Below are 15846 nucleotides of genomic sequence, written 5' to 3'. Positions count from 1 at the left end.
CAATAGCGCCTGTGCGAAGGGGAAGGGGGCGGGTCCAAGTCAGCGGCGGAAGAATGTCAACATGCGATTGAAGGTACGCATGATTTCATCTGCCGGCCGGTCAAAAACGTCGAGCGGAATTCGGATGACATTGTTTGGCGCGGAGATCCACGGCAGTCGCATCAGAAAGCGGTAAAACGGCCGCTTCCGCCAATCGGCGATCAGCGCACGATCGAGCGGGTCTTCGAGCATGATGCGAAGCTCGTTGCTCGTCGATCCGCGGACTTCCACAGGCGCCAGCTCGATCTCCTTGATCGATCCCCACGCGACGATGCCAAGCCCCTCTGCAAAGATGCCATATTGCCCGGCGCCGATGCGCGGCTTGCCTGTCTCCAGCAGCGGGAAATTATAGTAGGCAAAGCCGAAGGCGAAGAGCGAAAGTGCAACCAAAAGAATGTTGTCGATCGCGAAACCGATTGTCGCCAGCACTGCACCGACGAAAGCGACGACATAAACGGGAAACTAAATCTCTTCCCGCTCATAGGCCACTGTGTAGCCATGCATGTCGTCCTGGCTCACGGGGGCACGCTCTGCATGTTTGAATTCAATCATCGGGCATTGATCAAGGAACATGCCATAGCCGCGCGGGGACGTTAACTCACTGGCCGGCCTCGCGCATTTCAGCTGGTGCCGGCACGACGGCAAATTGAACACTCACGCCTTGCCCAAGTGGTAGGCCAACCGGAAACGCAATGCCAGGATTAAAGGCACGCCAGTCGCGCTTTCCTGCGATTGAGCTTCGATGCCGGCGCCACCAATGCCGGGCAACTCCCGCGGTCTCGATCCATGACGATCGACATCTAGACGCTGTCATACATTCGTTCCGCTTGCTACTATGGAGAAAGCAAGATCGATCTGGCCAACCCGGCAACGCGGAGACAGGGAAATGATCTTCGGCATGGATACCTTCACGCTGGTGCATGTCGTGTTGAGCCTCATCGGCATCGCGACGGGACTGATCGTTTTTCTGGGGTTTGTGGCCGACGCCGAAATGCCCGCGCTGACGGCCATATTCCTTGCAACGACTGTATTGACCAGCGTGACGGGGTTCGGCTTTCCGTTCACGAAGCTTCTCCCATCCCACATCGTCGGCATCATCTCGCTCGCCGTACTCGCGATCGCGCTTTTCGCGCTTTACGGCCGGCATCTGGCCGGCGCCTGGCGATGGATTTATGTCGTGTCGGCGTCGACCGCGCTCTATCTCAACGTCTTCGTGCTCATCGTTCAGCTTTTCCAGAAAGTCCAAGCACTTCAGGCAGTCGCGCCGACCCAGTCTGAGCCGCCGTTTATCGGCGCACAGGGGCTGAACCTCGTGGTTTTCCTGGGGCTCGGCTATCTCGCCGTCCGGCGCTTCCGAGCGAGCAATCTGTCGGGTTCCGGCGGGCTGCGGTCCGCCTGATCCGGACATAATTTCGGAAAAATGACGGACGGTCGTCTGGTGCAGTCGCTCAGGTCGTCGCGGCGAAAATCGGCGCGGCCGGGTAATCGTGCGACGGTGCAGAGGCTCGACGCGCAGGCGGCACGAAGGTCGGCTCGGTCAGACAAAAAGCTTTCGCACCGAAGCTGGCGCGCGCGAACTCGACATAGACGAACGGCGCGGCGATCTTGTCGGCGCACAAAGCCTGCAACGACGCTTCCCAGTGCTGATAGAGCCTTTCGACGGCATTGGGCTGCGCATAGAGATCGCACAATCTGTCGTTCACGGAACGAACGCGCGCACGATGTGCCCATGAGCGCCCTAGCACCTTTGCGGCGTTGGCCGTCATCCAGTTCGGAAGAGCTTTCTCCAATGCGCGGATTTGCGGTGCGAAGCGCGCGGCGAGCGCGCGGACAGCGACAGGAAGATGCAGCACGGCCGTCCGCTCTGTCAGTTGTCGAATGATGGTCTCGCGCGGAGGACGCACGATGACCACGTGAATTTTTTCGACCGCGGCGATACGCTTCAAAAGTGCAGGCAACTCGTGCGCGCCATAGGGAAGGAGCCCCTTTCCGGCACTACCCGTTTGTTGTTCGCGCCGATAGCCTTCGGTGATTTCAAAGTGAAGAATCTGGCCGCGCGGCTTATCACAGTCGCCGTGAGAGAACGGTCGCCACCGCGGCCGCTCCCGTCCGAGCACATTGTTCCATTGCCGCGCGCTGGATGGCAGCGCGGCCTTGATCTCAGGCCCCAGATTGCCTCGCAGCAGTTCGCGGATGAAAGTCGATTTTCCAGACCCCGAAACCCCTGCCACCAGCAGCAGGTGTTTCTGACTTTCGTCGAATGGAAGTCTGTTCGCCATGGTGCCTGAGCGGGCGCGCCGACCGCCCCCACCAAGCGGTTTCGGGTCAGCAACGCCATGTCCCCATCATCACAGAACTGTAACGTAATCGACATAAAAGCTTCATCTTGTGTATGTCGAGCAGGGACTGGCCTAGACCGGCCTATGTCGGTTGATCTGTTGCCCAACAGCATCGGGCAGCGGGAAGAATTTCCGAACAAGCTGCGGGCGCTGCTCAGAATTTGAGCGGGCATAGCGCATTGGCAGCGCTCGAGAATCAGACGATCTCGTACCAAGTGCCGATGTCCAACTTGTCAGCGGACGTTTTGACGCGGATCATAACAATGTTTCGAAGTCGTGAGCGTGCTGACAGGGAGAGAGAAAAATGGATCCCACTGCATTGATAATCTGGCTCTTGATCGGAGCTGCGGCCGGCTGGCTGGCCGGACAAATTATGAGTGGCGGCGGCTTCGGGTTGCCCGGAGACATCATCGTCGGCATCATCGGTGCGTTTATCGCCGGATCATTGTTTCCGTATCTCGGTCTTAGGCTAGGTGGCGGTATTCTTGGAGAGATAATTGCCGCCGCGATTGGCGCGATCATATTGTTGTTCTTGTTGCGATTGGTGAAGCGCGCTTAGCGGCCTGTTCCAAGGAGATTCCGGCTGCCTAATCGCCGCGATGCGATCTGGGCAGCCGAATTGTTTGATCGCATCGGATGAGATTGCCGCATGCGACGGATGTTCAGCTGCGTCCGCATAGCGGTCGGCTATTTTTGTGCAGATAGGTCGACGAGCATTTACGGAATGGCACGAGCTCCTGTTTCCTGTTTCATAATCTCGAAAAACGAAGCGGATCGTATCGCCCGTACCATTCGCGCCGTTCGCCCTTGGGTCGATGAGGTCGTCGTCGTCGACAGCGAGAGCGCGGACGACACTGTTGGCGTGGCGCTGGCCGAGGGTGCCCGCGTCATTACGCAACCCTGGCTGGGCTTTGGCGGACAGAAGCGCTTTGCCGAAGAGCAATGCCGCAACGACTGGGTCTTCAACCTCGATGCCGACGAGGTCGTCACGCCACAACTGATGCAGGAAATTCTCGCCGTCTTCGCGAACGAACGACCCGGTTTCGTCGCCTACGGTATGCCGCTGAAGATGGTGTATCCGGGCTGCGCAAAACCGAGGCCGCTTGCCCGCGATCACTGGTATGTTCGCCTGTACAATCGGCGCTTCGTGCGCTTCCGTCATTCCCGCATTCACAATTCCGTCGTCACCGGCAGCCATGCCGTCGGGCGTCTGCAGGCGCCGATACATCATTTCTCGATGCGTTCTTTCGCCGACATGAAGCGAAAACTGAACGAGAGGACGTGGCTGCTCGTCGATAACGCCAGCCCGAACGGAGCCGGTTCGCTTCGACTTCGCCTGCTATCCGAACTGCCGATGAATTTCTTCAAATACTACGTCGTGCGGCGGCATTGCATGGGCGGCCTCAAGGGCTTGCGCTATGCCGCGATCCAGGCATCCTATCGCTACTTGAAGATCTATCGCATTTGGCGGGCTGCCCAGCAGCGAGAAAAATCGTCCCGATCGCCGCTGACGGCATGACGGAGCGCCAATGGGCCGGCTGCCGTCTTTTCCACGTCCGAAATCAAGCCGCTTTCATCCAACCGGCATTTGTGGCTATAGACTGGACCGCAAGATCCCGTAGCTCAGTTGGATAGAGCATCTGCCTTCTAAGCAGAGGGTCGCTGGTTCGAATCCAGCCGGGATCGCCAATATCCGCTTCGCCCAACCGCTGACGGCGCTGCCACCGTCAGTCGATGATGTGATATCCGCCGTCGATGTAAAGCGTCTCGCCTGTGATCAGTTTGGCGCCATCCATAGCAAGGAACGCGACCGCCGTCCCGACGTCCTCGATCGATACCAGGCTCCGCGTCGGCGCTTTCAATTGCGCCTTGTGCAGCAACTCGTCGAAATCCGATATGCCCGATGCGGCGCGCGTCTTGAGCGGCCCCGGTGAGATCGCATGCACGCGAATCCCCGCAGGCCCAAGCTCCGCCGCCATGTAGCGGGTGGCGGATTCGAGCGCTGCCTTCACCGGCCCCATGATGTTGTAGTGCTCGACTACCATCTGCGAGCCATAATAGGTCATCGTGAACAACGCGCCGCCTGACGTCATCAGAGGCTCGGCGAGTTTCGCCATTCTGATGAACGACCAGCACGAAATCTCCATCGCGCGCAGAAACCCGTCTTTGGAGCAATCGACGACGCGTCCTTGAAGATCGGCCTTGGGCGCATAGGCGATCGAATGAAGGCAAATATCGAGCTTGCCCCATTTCTTGCCGACTGCTTCGAAAACCGCGTCGAGCTGTCCCTCCTGATGGACATCGAGCGGCAGCAACAGTTCCGCGTCGATCTCTTTTGCGAGCGGCTCGACATACGGCTTGGCTTTGTCATTGAGATAGGTGATCGCGATATCGGCTCCGAGCGCGCGGAATGCCTTCGCGCATCCCCAAGCGATCGATTGGTCGTTGGCGATGCCCGTCACGAGCGCCTTCTTACCTTTGAGCAAGCTCAGCGATTCGACATCGATCATGCCTGCTTCTCCTCGATCACACCGCCGGCTTGCCTCTGAAGTATTCGCAGCGTGTGCCGGGCGATCATAAGCTCTTCGTCTGTCGGGATCACAAAGCAGGAAACGCGCGATCCTTCACGCGAAATTCTGATCTCGTTTTTTGCATTCGCGTTCTCGCAAAGTTCGAGGCCGAACCACGAAAGACGGTTCGCGACGGCTTGGCGAACCGCAGGCGCGTTCTCGCCGATGCCCGCGGTAAAAACGAGAGCATCGATTCCGCCAAGCGCCGCCGTAAACATGCCTGCGACCGTGGCGATATGATACGCGAGATAGTCGAGCGCCAACTTTGCTTTGGGATCTGTGCTTGTGAGCAGATCGCGGACATCGTTGCTGATGCCGGACAAACCCTTCAAGCCACAGTCATGATAAAGGAGATGCTCGATCTCCTTTCCACCCATGCCTTTTTCGCTGAGCAGATAGAGAACGATGCCAGGATCGAGCTGACCTGGACGCGTTCCCATCGGCAGCCCGTCGAGTGCGGTGAACCCCATGCTGCTGTCGATGCTCTTTCCCGCCGAGAGCGCGCACATCGACGCGCCGTTACCGAGATGCGCGATGACAACTCGGCCGTCGGCGATGTCGGGGGCAACATCGCGTAGCCGCTGTGCGATATATTCGTAGGACAAGCCGTGAAATCCGTACCGGCGCACGCCTTCGACATAGAGATTTTCAGGGATGGCGTAGCGGTCCGCGACCTCCGGGTGACCCCGATGAAATGCCGTGTCGAAGCATGCGACCTGCAACAGATGCGGATGCCGCGTCATCACGAACCGTATCGGCTCGAGATTGTTGGGTTGGTGCAGGGGCGCGAGCGGAATGAAATGTTCAAGACGCTTGACGAGCTCCGGAGTAACGACGGTCGGCTCCACGAAGTCCGGACCGCCGTGCACGACCCTATGGCCGATCGCAATTGGTAGCTCGCCAACGAAGTCGAGCAAAAATATTACGAGCTTGTCGAGCGCATCGTGCAATTCGCCGACTTCATCGATGCTCCACGTTTGATCTATGGCGACAGCGCCGTTGGCATCTTTTACGATCAGACGGGGGTGGGTGCCGATGCCCTCGATCTGGCCGCGCAGCACGCGCTTCAGCGCATCGCCGTGGTCGATTTCAAAAAGCTCGAATTTGATGCTTGAGCTGCCGCCGTTCACCACCAGAATCGTCTCAGCCATCGTCAGGCCCTGATCGGTGCGCTGGCCCGCCTGCTATGGGCGAACAATGTGGCGACGGCACAGGAAGCCATACGCGTCCGGACATTGTCGGCGCGCGACGTTAAGATGATCGGAACGCGCGCGCCAAGAACAATTCCGGCCGCATCGGCGTTGGAGATGAACGTCAGGTTCTTTGCCAGCATGTTGCCCGCCTCGAGATTGGGAACGACCAGGATCTGCGCTTGGCCGGCCACCGGCGACGTGATGCCTTTGATCCGTGCGGCCTCCGGGCTGATGGCATTGTCGAAAGCAAGCGGACCATCGAGTTCGCCGCCGGTAATCTGTCCGCGATCGGCCATTTTGCACAGAGCCGCCGCATCGATCGTCGATGGAATGGCGGTCGTGACGGTTTCGACAGCGGAAAGAATAGCCACCTTCGGCGTTCCGAGACCGAGGCCGACGAAAAGGTCGATCGCGTTCTGCACGATGTCGCGCTTCTCCATCAGATCGGGCGCGATGTTGACGGCGGCGTCGGTAACGAACAGCGTCTGCGCGTGCGTCGGCACATCCATGACGAAGACGTGACTGATGCGCCGTCCCGTCCGAAGTCCAGTGTCATGGGCGGTGACAGCGCTGAGCAACTCGTCCGAATGCAGGCTGCCCTTCATCAATAGCTCGGCCTTGCCCGCGCGAACGATTTCGACGGCTTTGTCGGCGGCGGCATGACTGTGAGGAACGTCGATGATCTCGTAGCCGTCGATCTTTAGTCCGTGCTCTTTCGCGACAGATGCAATCTTATCCTGTGGGCCGATCAGAATTGGAACGATCAGGCCGGCCTCCGCAGCCTCGACGGCCCCGCGCAGCGAAGTCTCGTCACAAGGATGCGCGACGGCCGTCGGCAATGCTTCCAGCTGCTTTGCCGCCGCAATCAGATGTTCGTATTTCTCGTGACGGCGCAATTTCGTATCACCAACTTGTTTCCGATTGGCGTGCATATCAATAACGACAACTCGCCTATATGACGTAATTGACGAAAATCAAGCCAAAGGCCGCGCCATATCGTCGTGTGGCTGGACTCGATTTGATCGTTGGGTGTCTCGAATATACGCGCGCTGGCGCGAGGCCGAAGCGCCGAAACAAAACAAGGCCGAATGCCCTCGGCGAAGGCTGAAGATGTGCACCATTCATTTCGGCCGCAATATCTTTTGATTTTGCCCGATCGCGAACTGCATTTATATCGCGACGACCTCACATAATTGAGGAGGCGGCACGATGCAGTGGATGCTGGTCGAACGGAAGCCCGATGTCGTCTACGTCGGCCGCCCCGATCTCTACCTCGGCAAGAACGACACCGAAACGCCGGATGCAGACCAGGCATTGAGGTTTGCGACCCGCGAGGACGCCGAAGCCTACCGGCGCAAGCTGGCCCACCGATATGATTGGGTCGCAATCATCAGTCCGGATTGAACGGCGCCGTTTATGCCGGGGCAACCCGAGCACCAAAAAGCCGCTCAAGGAACCCTCATCATTAACGCGCGTTGATGACCGAAGCTCTCTTAGCCGGACGCCCGGGACGTGCTAAGCTTAGTTAAGTATCGCGTTCTCAAGGAGTAGAGCCATGGCAACGGCACGGTCCTTCTGGAAAGGACATTTGCGGCTTGCGCTCGTCACCATTCCCATCCGTCTCGTCAGCGCAACAGCATCCGAAGACAAGGTTGCATTGCATCAAGTTGACCGGAAAACCAAACAGCGCATTCGCTATCAAAAGGTGGCGGGCGAGGGCGGCCGCGTGGTGCCGCAATCCGACATCGTCCAGGGCTATGAGCTCGACGACGGCAATTATGTCCTCCTTGAACCCGACGAACTCGACAAGCTGAAGCTCAACACACGTCACACCGTCGAACTGACCGAATTCGTAGAAGCCTGCTCGATCGATCCGCTCTATTTCGACAATCCCTATTATGTGCTGCCGGACGGCGACGTCGCCGAAGAGGGCTATCGCATCATCCGCGACGCTCTGCGCGCGACCAAGAAGTATGGCATCGGCCAGCTGACGATCCGCGGTCGCGAGAACCTTATTGCGATGAAGCCGTGCGGCGATGGCCTGCTGATCGAGACGCTTCGCTACGCGAGCGAAGTCCGCGACGCCGACGCAATCTTTTCAGATATCGGCACCGGCAAGCTTCGCCCCGAGCTGATCGACATGGCCAAGAAGCTCATCGACGAGCGGACGCGGAAATTCGATCCGTCGGAATTCAAGAACCACTATGCAGAAGCTTTGCGTGCCCTGGTGAAAGAGAAAGTCGCTGGCGGTCTCGCGACCGAAGTGGCGGGCGGCAGCGATGAGCCTTCCGGCGGCACTGTCATAGATTTCATGGAGGCGTTGCGCCGTTCGACCGGCAAGTCGAAAACGAAATCATCCGGCGGCCGCGCCAAAACCGCTGCTTCCGCACAAAAGCGCGAGCCGACGAAGCGTGAACCGTCGAAAGCACAAAAGCGAAAAACTCGAGGACGCTGATTTTTTAGTCTGGGAAGCACTGAATTCGTGATACATTGACGCACATTAAATCGCGTCGCGCCGGCGAATTCGTCGTCGCTGTGTTGTGAGGAGTGAACACGGGTAGCGAAGTAGCCTGATTGCGTTGCAAATTCAGGAGATCCCAATGCACCCGATGTTCGCACTCTGGATGTGGATGATCATGACGCCGCATCTGACGCAGAAAATCGTCTTCGGAACATTTTGAGACATTCAGCCCTTGATCGTCTTGACGACGGGGCGACGGACGTCTTGTGCGCGCTTGTCTTCTCGCAAGCCCTTGAACGCCGCGTGTCTCAGCAACCTATCGGCGGTCCACGCCCGATATTCGATCTGGGCAACAAGCTCAGGCTTCACCCAAACGACGTCCCTGCGTTGCAGGTTCGTCAGTGACGCGCTGACGGGAGCTGCGTCGATCCGCAGTGGTTTGAGCCTGCGCATCAAGTCGCTCGCGATCTGGTGCGTGTAGCCCGTGCCGACGCGACCGGCATAGATCAACTGCTTTTTCTCGTAGTAGCCAACAACCAGCGCGCCGACGGCATTGGCCCCAGTGCTCGAAACGAGATAGCCGATGATGACGAATTCATCGACCTGTATGCATTTCGATTTGAGCCAGTCCTCATGCCGACCCGAGCGGTAAGGCCGATCGATCCGCTTCGAGATGATGCCCTCAAGACCGAGATTGCAGGCGTCGGCCAGCATGCGGGCGCCATCCGCCGCCAAATGCGCGCTGTACCGGATCGGTCCGGCCTTCGATCGCCGAGCGAAAAGCTTCTCCAGCTGCGCTTTGCGATCCTGAAGCGTCGCCTCGATGAGATTGAACCCGTCAAGATAAAGCAGATCGAAACAGTGCAGGATGAATTTGTCGCTGCGGCCGCTTTTCAGCGCTTCGGCGAGTGCCGTGAAGCTCGAACGCCCGGATAAATCGTCGACGACAATTTCGCCGTCGATAATGGCCGTGCCATCGTGAAATTGCGCAAGTGTTTTAGGAAGGGAGCCAAAGCGATCGGTCCAGTCGAGCCCATTACGGGTCAACAGGCGGACCCCGTTTTTGTCGATGCGCGCCTGAATTCGATAGCCGTCGAATTTGATTTCATGCACCCATTCATCGCCCGTCGGCGGTTTTGCGACGAGCGTGGCGAGGCAAGGTTCGATGAAGTCCGGCATCGCCGCCTTGACCGCACCGGCGATTTTTGACGGCATGCGAGGGGCGCTGACAGCTTTGCCGTCTCCCGCCCGCCGAGGTTTCGGCCGCTTGCGCGTGCTCTGGCCCATTCCCCTCACGGCGCTTTAAGTTCCCAAAAGCTTCTTGATGGCAGCTTTCAGCGGGCGTTCGGATTGATCGTAGTCCTCCCATGCCTTCGATTTCTTCAGAAGCGCCGGCACCGTCTCGACCGTGAACCGCTTCGGATCGAGACCCTGCTTCACTTGCGCCCACGTCAGCGGCATCGATACGGTCGCCCCGGGCCTCGCTCGCGGCGAAAGCGGCGCGACGGCGGTCGCCATCCGATCGTTGCGAAGATAATCGAGAAAGATCCGCCCCGTGCGAAGCTTCTTCGTCATCTTGATGAGATAATCGTTCGGACTGTCTTTGGCCATTTGCTGGCATAGCGCGCCGGAAAACATCTTCGCCTCGTCCCATCCGACGCCGTCGCCGCGGCGCGTTCTGAGGGGTACAACGACATGAATGCCTTTGCCCCCCGTCGTCTTGCAGAAGGCGGCGAGCCCGACTGCTTCCAGCCGTTCGCGCAATTCATTGGCGGCGGTGACGACGCGACCGAACGCGACATCGGGCGCCGGATCGAGATCGAACACGAGCCGGCCCGGAACATCAGGCTCGAACGGCGCGCAATTCCACGGATGAAATTCGAGCGCCGCAATCTGGCCGAGGGCAACCAGGCCCTCGACGGAATTGACTTCAATGTAGGGCTCCCGATCGCCGGAGATCCGGACGAGATCGATCTCCGCTGACATTCCCCGCATGGCATGGCGCTGGAAAAACTGTTCACCATCGATCCCGTCCGGCGCCCGCACCACTGAGCACGGTCGACCCTTGATATGCGGAAGCATCCAGTCGCCGACGGCTTCGAGATAGTGCGCGAGATCGAGCTTGGTGACTGCCGCGCCATCGGACTTCGGCCAAAGCGCTTTGTCCGGGCGAGAAATCGCGATGCCGAGCACCGCATCCGCTCCCGTACTTTTTGATGAAGGCTTCATGGAGCGGGCCTTTGCCATCGTGCGCACCGGCATCCGTTTCAGCGGCTTTTTGCGAGCCGCGGGCTCAGGGTCGTCGTCTCCTGACGAAGCATTCGAATTCCAGACAGCATCGGGTCGCTTCGCCCGGCCTCCGCGCATAATGAACGGCTCCGGCCCTCGTCCTGTCCCTGCCGCAATCTGCGTCATCGTTCGTTTCGATGCCACCGAACGGTCGAGCGATAGAATCTTGTCGGCATCGCCAGCGTGCGCACCTTCGTCCTTGTGCTTGATCAGCAACCAGTTGTTGCGCTTGCCGCCGCCGAAGCGATCGTTCTTGATTTTGACCAGAACCCAGCTGCCTTCGAGCTTCTCGCCCGCCAGCACGAACTTCAACTCGCCGTCACGCAATTGCTGTTCGGGACTTTTGTCGCCAATCGGCGCCCAGTAGCCGCGATCCCACAGCATGACGGTGCCGCCGCCGTATTGGCCCTTGGGAATAGTGCCTTCGAAATCGCCGTAGTCGAGCGGGTGGTCTTCGACTTCGACGGCGAGACGCTTGTCTTTGGGATCGATCGAAGGTCCGCGCGTCACGGCCCATGATTTGAAAACGCCGTCGAGTTCGAGCCGGAAGTCGTAATGAAGCCGCGTTGCGTCGTGCTTCTGGATGACGAAACGCAAGTGCTGCGCCGGGCGCACAACCGCTGTGCCGCTCGGTTCGGCCGTTTTCGTGAAATCGCGTTTGGCGCGATATTCGGAAAGCTTTTTCTTCGCCATTTCGTTTGGAATTCGCACGGCTAGCTTGAACAACGACTTTACGGCTCAAGCATGCGTCCGCGTTAGACTTAGATCAAGGCAAAGACCGCGGGGAGCGGTGACGCTCCCGCACGGTCCGGGCACCTTTTAACGGGCGCCTGACGAATGCTGTTGCATTCGTCTGAAGATGAAACAGCCCGCAGAGATAATTTGTTCCGTGAAGCCGATTGAAACGATGGCCGCGATGAGACGAAAAGATACTTCGCTTCCGCGCCGCCGCTTCCTATCTAACGGAAGCGCTTGCCCGCAGCCGCATTCCAAAAGGGCTGAAGACGCGCGCAGCGGCGGACGCGCGGGCCCTTCCGACCCCAGGAACTGCGGCAATTGCGGGCAGGTTAAAGCGATACCGGATGTCGTGAGGGCATCCATACCGAGAGACCAAGGAGTTACTTCGAATGAAGCTTAACATTATCGCGGCGCTAGGAGCGGCCCTGCTCCTGGCCCTGGCAGGCGTGCCCGCCAACGCGGGTCACGGCGGTGGAGGAGGGGGGCATTTTAGCGGAGGCGGTTTCGGCGGCGGCGGCGGACACTTCGGAGGCGGCGGGAATTTCGCCGGACATTCCGGAGGCGGAGGCTTCTCTGCGCGATCCTTCCGCAGCGGGCCGAGCTTTGGCGGCAACAGTTTCCGCGGCCAAAGTTTCCGCAGCCGGTCATTCGATGGACCGCGCATGGGCCGTGTCCCGCGCGGTGACCGCGCTTTCCGGCCGGGAAGGGGCCCGGGCCGGGGCTACGCCAATTACAACCGCAACCACTGGAACGGTGGCAAGAATTGGCGGCATCACCATGGCCGTTACTGGCGCCGATACCCGATCTACGCGGGCTACCCATATTACGACGACTACTACTATGACGATTATTATGTCAGCGATGACGGCGATGATTGCGCCTGGCTCTATCGCCGCGCCATCCAGACCGGAAGTTCATACTGGTGGCGGCGGTATCGCGCTTGCGAGTACTGAGCCCGGAGCCGGATACGCACGAATAAAAAAGAAGGCTCCCGATATGATCGGGAGCCTTCTTTACATTTGGCGGAAGTTACGGACTGGAAGTTCCGGTCCCTGCGGGCGAGCTGGGCACCCGCGCGTCCGGATTGGAACCTGCCGCTGGATCGTTGGGCGTGTTGGTCGACGGACCCGGTTGAACATTTTCATTCGTCGTCGGGTCTGCCGGGATTCCAGCAGGCGACGTCGGCGCCGAACCCGCTTCGCCCGAGCTTGCGCCTTGATCGGCGGGTGCAGGCATCACGGTTGCCGGCTTCGAGCCCGGCGTCTGCGGACTGACACCCGAACTATAATCGGCCGCCAACGCCCCGAACGAACCCGCCGCAAGGAGCGCGAGCGCTACGGCGCCTGTTTTCAAGGGTTTCATTCCGTCTCTCCTTTTTGCTGTTGACGTTTCCGTACCGGAAACAGCCCCCGAGCGCCGATGGTTCCGCGCCTCGCCGGACATGGAATTCGGCCGGCAAAGCAGAGGTTTGGGCACTTCGCGCCGCCTTCAGCGTGCGCGTTCGTACGGAAGCTTGAACAGCTTCGAGCAGACGTCCTGGTGCAGCCGCACTTCCGCTTCTGCCTTCGCATAAAATTCGGAAAATTTCCGGCCGATCAGCCTCGGTTCGCGCGCCAGCGAGACCTTCAGTTCCGAGACCGCCGGAGACTTTCTGCGATAGGCTTCGGCGCTCGCAGAGGCAACGCATCTTAGGAATGCGATCGACGCCGACGACGTCGGCTCGCCGCCGGAAACATCGCAATAGCGCAAAATGTAGGAGAAGATTTCGTGACGCCGTTCACCGAGATCGGCGCACGAACGCCAGACCTCGCCGGCGTGGTGACGGCAGGATTGTTCGACAAACGTCATAATCGCGACGGTCCCCCTCAGAAAAAGTCGACATCCCCGCTGTCTTGCAAACCACGATTGCGCATGTCAGTTGCCCGAACGAATGCATTTTTTCGCAAATCGGAATATGGCAACCATAGTGCCGTTCGGAATGAGCATTGCAGAATCGATCGTGCGACTGTTTTCATGACGTGCGAAAGAGGCGATTGTTGGTTTCGCGAAACTTCACTCCACGGTCCCGTGGCTCAATGGATAGAGCGTCGGAATTCGACTCCGAAGGTTGCAGGTTCGACCCCTGCCGGGATCGCCAATTGGATAGGTAAGTCGCAGGTCGCACGGTTGTTTGCGATGGAAATCTGACCCGGACTGGTTATGTACATTTAACCACAGGGTGCATTTCTCGAACTGAATGGTGGCAGTTGGGCGCAGCTGCTTTACTTTGCATCCGTCGACCGTCATCGAATGATATCCAGTGAGTGCGTAAAATGACGTTGTCCTCGAACCCTCCAAAATCTTCATTGCTTGAACAGCACCATAGGCGGCTGCTGCTCGCGGCTTGCTGCGCGCTCAGCATGTCGCTGGCGCCATCGATGGCCGTAGCGGAGGAAAAACCTCTCTCGCCGCCGGAAACGACGACACAGCCTGCGCTCACCCTGACCGAGGCAGCCCAACCAACGCCGACGCTGACCGGCCTTCCCGCCGCAATCTGCGCCAAGCTGACCGCCCCAGGCACCAATGCCTTCGCTGATGGCGACCGCGCGGCAGTAACAGCCTTCTACCAGAGCAGGGGGTGCCGCCCGCTTTGGGTCGACGAAAAGGGCCGAACGCAAGCAGCGGATCTCGCGATCGCTGAACTCGAGCGGGCAGGTGAGTGGGGCCTTGATGCGTCGGATTTCAAATTTGCGACAGCGGTTCAATCGCCGGTGCAAGCAACTTGGTCCGACGATCAACTCGCATCCGCTGAAGTCGACCTCACCGCCGCCGTTCTGCGCTATGCGCATCAAGCCGAGGGCGGCCGCATCCCCAACCCCGAGACGCAACTCTCATCCTATCTCGATCGCACGCCGGTCATCACACCTGCCGCCGATGTTCTCGCGCGCCTCGCCGATAAGCCTGATCCCGATGAGCTTCTGAGAGGCTTCCAACCGCAGCAGCAACAGTTTCAGCGATTGAAAGCTCTCCTCGCCACTCTGCGAGCCGGGCCGAGCGACAAGGCAAGCCTCTTCGTCATCCCGAAGCGCGGCAAGATGCTGGCAGGCGGCGTAAGCGATCCCGACGTTGCGGTGCTGAAGCAGCGCTTCGACGTCGCCTCTGAGCCCGGCAACGAACAGCTCTTCGACGAAAAGCTCGCCGACGCCGTAAAACGCTTTCAACAGTCGAAGGGCCTGTCCGACGACGGTATCGTCGGTCCGATGACGCGCGCGGCGCTCTCCGGCAGCGAGACCAAGTCGGCAGCAGACAAGATCAGCGCCGTCATCGCCAATATGGAAGAATGGCGATGGATGCCGCGCTCGCTTGGCGACACGCATATTCTCGTCAACGTTCCCTCGTTCTCGATCGCGCTCGATGACAACGGCAAGACAGTCTTTGACGATCGCGTCGTCGTCGGCACGACAGACAAGCAGACGCCGATTTTCTCCAAGGACATGACCTCGATTGTCTTGAAGCCGCGCTGGAACATCCCGGATTCTATCAAGCTCTCGATGCTCCTGTCCGGCCGCTCGATCGAGAGTCAAGGTTATGTGGTCATGCGCAACGGCCGCCGCATCGACAGCTCAAAGGTGAACTGGGCCAAAGCGAATTTGAGCGCCTACACGTTCTATCAGCCGGCGGGCGACGACAACGCCTTGGGCCTCGTGAAGCTGCTCTTCCCGAACAAGCACTCGGTCTATCTGCACGACACGCCGTCGAAGTCGCTCTTCAACGAGTCCGTTAGGCTCTTCAGCCACGGCTGCATGCGGGTTCGCAATCCGCAGGTGTTCGCGCAACAGATTTTCGATATCGATCGCGGTGCCGCGGCGCCCGATGTGAAGAGGCTCGTGCGCAAGGGGCCGATGGACAACGAGTTCACGCTCGAACATCCGATTCCCGTCCACGTCGGCTATTTCACTGTGTGGGTCGATGACGACGGCGAGGCGCATTATTACAATGATTGGTACGGCCACCAGAACCGCATCACGCTCGCGCTTGCTGGCAAATGGGACCAGATTGACGTCGGCAGGGATCACTTGGCCGCTGTCGATACGTCAGCGCTGAAGAAAGTGCGCTTCAGTCAGAACGACAGCAAGCTCGACCCGCCGATGGGTCTCACCAACAGCAACTATCAGAAATACGACGGCAGTGTCGGCGATATGATCCGCCAGGTGCTGGGCTTCTAACGCGAAGCGGAG

General features: G+C 59.2%; 16 protein-coding genes and 2 tRNA genes. 9 read left to right on the top strand and 9 right to left on the bottom strand.

Annotated elements, in window-relative coordinates:
• Positions 1-39: 39 nt before the first annotated feature.
• Entirely contained in the window at positions 40-468 is a 429-nt protein-coding gene (locus tag QM780_RS06510; protein WP_415069667.1) for a hypothetical protein, read from the bottom strand.
• A gap of 457 nt (positions 469-925) precedes the next feature.
• On the opposite strand from QM780_RS06510, the gene QM780_RS06505 reads away from it, so the two are divergent.
• Complete coding sequence (locus tag QM780_RS06505; protein WP_415069666.1) at positions 926-1438, top strand: hypothetical protein; 513 nt, start codon at positions 926-928, stop codon at positions 1436-1438.
• Positions 1439-1487: 49 nt separating this feature from the next.
• On the opposite strand, the gene QM780_RS06500 is transcribed toward QM780_RS06505, so the two are convergent.
• The gene (locus QM780_RS06500) at positions 1488-2318 is read right to left on the bottom strand and encodes a hypothetical protein (RefSeq protein WP_415069665.1); all 831 of its coding nucleotides are present in this window, start codon (positions 2316-2318) and stop codon (positions 1488-1490) included.
• A gap of 364 nt (positions 2319-2682) precedes the next feature.
• Between QM780_RS06500 and QM780_RS06495 the strand changes: the two genes are divergently transcribed.
• From QM780_RS06495 to QM780_RS06485, 3 genes are all read left to right on the top strand, one after another.
• Positions 2683-2937, top strand: a complete 255-nt coding sequence (locus QM780_RS06495; RefSeq protein ID WP_415069664.1) for a GlsB/YeaQ/YmgE family stress response membrane protein — start codon at positions 2683-2685, stop codon at positions 2935-2937.
• Between the two features lie 165 nt (positions 2938-3102).
• Positions 3103-3897 (top strand): glycosyltransferase family 2 protein, encoded by a 795-nt coding sequence (locus tag QM780_RS06490; RefSeq protein ID WP_415069663.1) that lies wholly within the window; start codon positions 3103-3105, stop codon positions 3895-3897.
• A gap of 93 nt (positions 3898-3990) precedes the next feature.
• Positions 3991-4067, top strand: a tRNA-Arg gene (locus QM780_RS06485).
• Positions 4068-4105: 38 nt separating this feature from the next.
• Here QM780_RS06485 and fabI read toward each other — a convergent pair.
• The 3 genes from fabI to QM780_RS06470 are packed head-to-tail and all read right to left on the bottom strand — an operon-like array spanning position 4106 to position 7073.
• The gene (fabI, locus tag QM780_RS06480) at positions 4106-4888 is read right to left on the bottom strand and encodes an enoyl-ACP reductase FabI (protein WP_415069662.1); all 783 of its coding nucleotides are present in this window, start codon (positions 4886-4888) and stop codon (positions 4106-4108) included.
• On the bottom strand, positions 4885-6099 hold the full coding sequence (locus QM780_RS06475) for an acetate/propionate family kinase (RefSeq protein ID WP_415069661.1): 1215 nt from the start codon (positions 6097-6099) through the stop codon (positions 4885-4887). The genes fabI and QM780_RS06475 overlap by 4 nt, the downstream gene beginning before the upstream one ends.
• Positions 6100-6101: 2 nt before the next feature.
• Complete coding sequence (locus QM780_RS06470) at positions 6102-7073, bottom strand: bifunctional enoyl-CoA hydratase/phosphate acetyltransferase (RefSeq protein ID WP_415069660.1); 972 nt, start codon at positions 7071-7073, stop codon at positions 6102-6104.
• 277 nt (positions 7074-7350) lie between these two features.
• Here QM780_RS06470 and QM780_RS06465 point away from each other — a divergent pair, with 277 nt between their 5' ends.
• Complete coding sequence (locus QM780_RS06465; protein WP_415069659.1) at positions 7351-7545, top strand: hypothetical protein; 195 nt, start codon at positions 7351-7353, stop codon at positions 7543-7545.
• Between the two features lie 151 nt (positions 7546-7696).
• Positions 7697-8596 (top strand): Ku protein, encoded by a 900-nt coding sequence (locus QM780_RS06460; RefSeq protein ID WP_415069658.1) that lies wholly within the window; start codon positions 7697-7699, stop codon positions 8594-8596.
• A 231-nt stretch (positions 8597-8827) separates the two neighbouring features.
• Here the strand turns inward: QM780_RS06460 and ligD (QM780_RS06455) are convergent, their stop codons facing one another.
• A complete protein-coding gene (gene ligD, locus QM780_RS06455; protein WP_415069657.1) occupies positions 8828-9817 on the bottom strand; it encodes a non-homologous end-joining DNA ligase in 990 nt (329 codons plus the stop codon).
• Positions 9818-9904: 87 nt separating this feature from the next.
• On the bottom strand, positions 9905-11584 hold the full coding sequence (ligD, locus tag QM780_RS06450) for a non-homologous end-joining DNA ligase (protein WP_415069656.1): 1680 nt from the start codon (positions 11582-11584) through the stop codon (positions 9905-9907).
• Between the two features lie 434 nt (positions 11585-12018).
• On the opposite strand from ligD (QM780_RS06450), the gene QM780_RS06445 reads away from it, so the two are divergent.
• The gene (locus QM780_RS06445; protein ID WP_415069655.1) at positions 12019-12582 is read left to right on the top strand and encodes a hypothetical protein; all 564 of its coding nucleotides are present in this window, start codon (positions 12019-12021) and stop codon (positions 12580-12582) included.
• A 76-nt stretch (positions 12583-12658) separates the two neighbouring features.
• Here the strand turns inward: QM780_RS06445 and QM780_RS06440 are convergent, their stop codons facing one another.
• Both QM780_RS06440 and QM780_RS06435 read right to left on the bottom strand, forming a co-directional pair.
• Positions 12659-12991, bottom strand: a complete 333-nt coding sequence (locus tag QM780_RS06440) for a hypothetical protein (RefSeq protein WP_415069654.1) — start codon at positions 12989-12991, stop codon at positions 12659-12661.
• 126 nt (positions 12992-13117) lie between these two features.
• Positions 13118-13477 carry a hypothetical protein gene (locus QM780_RS06435; protein WP_415069653.1) on the bottom strand — a complete coding sequence of 120 codons (360 nt, stop codon included), beginning with the start codon at positions 13475-13477 and terminating at the stop codon, positions 13118-13120.
• Between the two features lie 213 nt (positions 13478-13690).
• Between QM780_RS06435 and QM780_RS06430 the strand changes: the two genes are divergently transcribed.
• Both QM780_RS06430 and QM780_RS06425 read left to right on the top strand, forming a co-directional pair.
• Positions 13691-13766, top strand: a tRNA-Arg gene (locus tag QM780_RS06430).
• A gap of 262 nt (positions 13767-14028) precedes the next feature.
• Positions 14029-15834: a L,D-transpeptidase family protein gene (locus QM780_RS06425; RefSeq protein ID WP_415069652.1), complete on the top strand. Its 1806-nt coding sequence runs from the start codon at positions 14029-14031 to the stop codon at positions 15832-15834.
• The last annotated feature ends 12 nt before the right edge of the window (positions 15835-15846 follow it).

Source organism: Hyphomicrobium sp. (assembly GCF_047600905.1).
Taxonomy (GTDB): domain Bacteria; phylum Pseudomonadota; class Alphaproteobacteria; order Rhizobiales; family Hyphomicrobiaceae; genus Hyphomicrobium_B.
This window is presented reverse-complemented; position numbering and strand designations above follow the sequence as displayed.

Bases quoted from the DNA above. Each gene is read 5' to 3' on its own strand.
- QM780_RS06505 (WP_415069666.1), top strand. From the start codon at position 926: ATGATCTTCGGCATGGATACCTTCACGCTGGTGCATGTCGTGTTGAGC.
- QM780_RS06500 (WP_415069665.1), bottom strand. From the start codon at position 2,318: ATGGCGAACAGACTTCCATTCGACGAAAGTCAGAAACACCTGCTGCTG.
- QM780_RS06495 (WP_415069664.1), top strand. From the start codon at position 2,683: ATGGATCCCACTGCATTGATAATCTGGCTCTTGATCGGAGCTGCGGCC.
- QM780_RS06490 (WP_415069663.1), top strand. From the start codon at position 3,103: ATGGCACGAGCTCCTGTTTCCTGTTTCATAATCTCGAAAAACGAAGCG.
- fabI (WP_415069662.1), bottom strand. From the start codon at position 4,888: ATGATCGATGTCGAATCGCTGAGCTTGCTCAAAGGTAAGAAGGCGCTC.
- QM780_RS06475 (WP_415069661.1), bottom strand. From the start codon at position 6,099: ATGGCTGAGACGATTCTGGTGGTGAACGGCGGCAGCTCAAGCATCAAA.
- QM780_RS06470 (WP_415069660.1), bottom strand. From the start codon at position 7,073: ATGCACGCCAATCGGAAACAAGTTGGTGATACGAAATTGCGCCGTCAC.
- QM780_RS06465 (WP_415069659.1), top strand. From the start codon at position 7,351: ATGCAGTGGATGCTGGTCGAACGGAAGCCCGATGTCGTCTACGTCGGC.
- QM780_RS06460 (WP_415069658.1), top strand. From the start codon at position 7,697: ATGGCAACGGCACGGTCCTTCTGGAAAGGACATTTGCGGCTTGCGCTC.
- ligD (WP_415069657.1), bottom strand. From the start codon at position 9,817: ATGCCGTCAAAAATCGCCGGTGCGGTCAAGGCGGCGATGCCGGACTTC.
- ligD (WP_415069656.1), bottom strand. From the start codon at position 11,584: ATGGCGAAGAAAAAGCTTTCCGAATATCGCGCCAAACGCGATTTCACG.
- QM780_RS06445 (WP_415069655.1), top strand. From the start codon at position 12,019: ATGAAGCTTAACATTATCGCGGCGCTAGGAGCGGCCCTGCTCCTGGCC.
- QM780_RS06440 (WP_415069654.1), bottom strand. From the start codon at position 12,991: ATGAAACCCTTGAAAACAGGCGCCGTAGCGCTCGCGCTCCTTGCGGCG.
- QM780_RS06435 (WP_415069653.1), bottom strand. From the start codon at position 13,477: ATGACGTTTGTCGAACAATCCTGCCGTCACCACGCCGGCGAGGTCTGG.
- QM780_RS06425 (WP_415069652.1), top strand. From the start codon at position 14,029: ATGTCGCTGGCGCCATCGATGGCCGTAGCGGAGGAAAAACCTCTCTCG.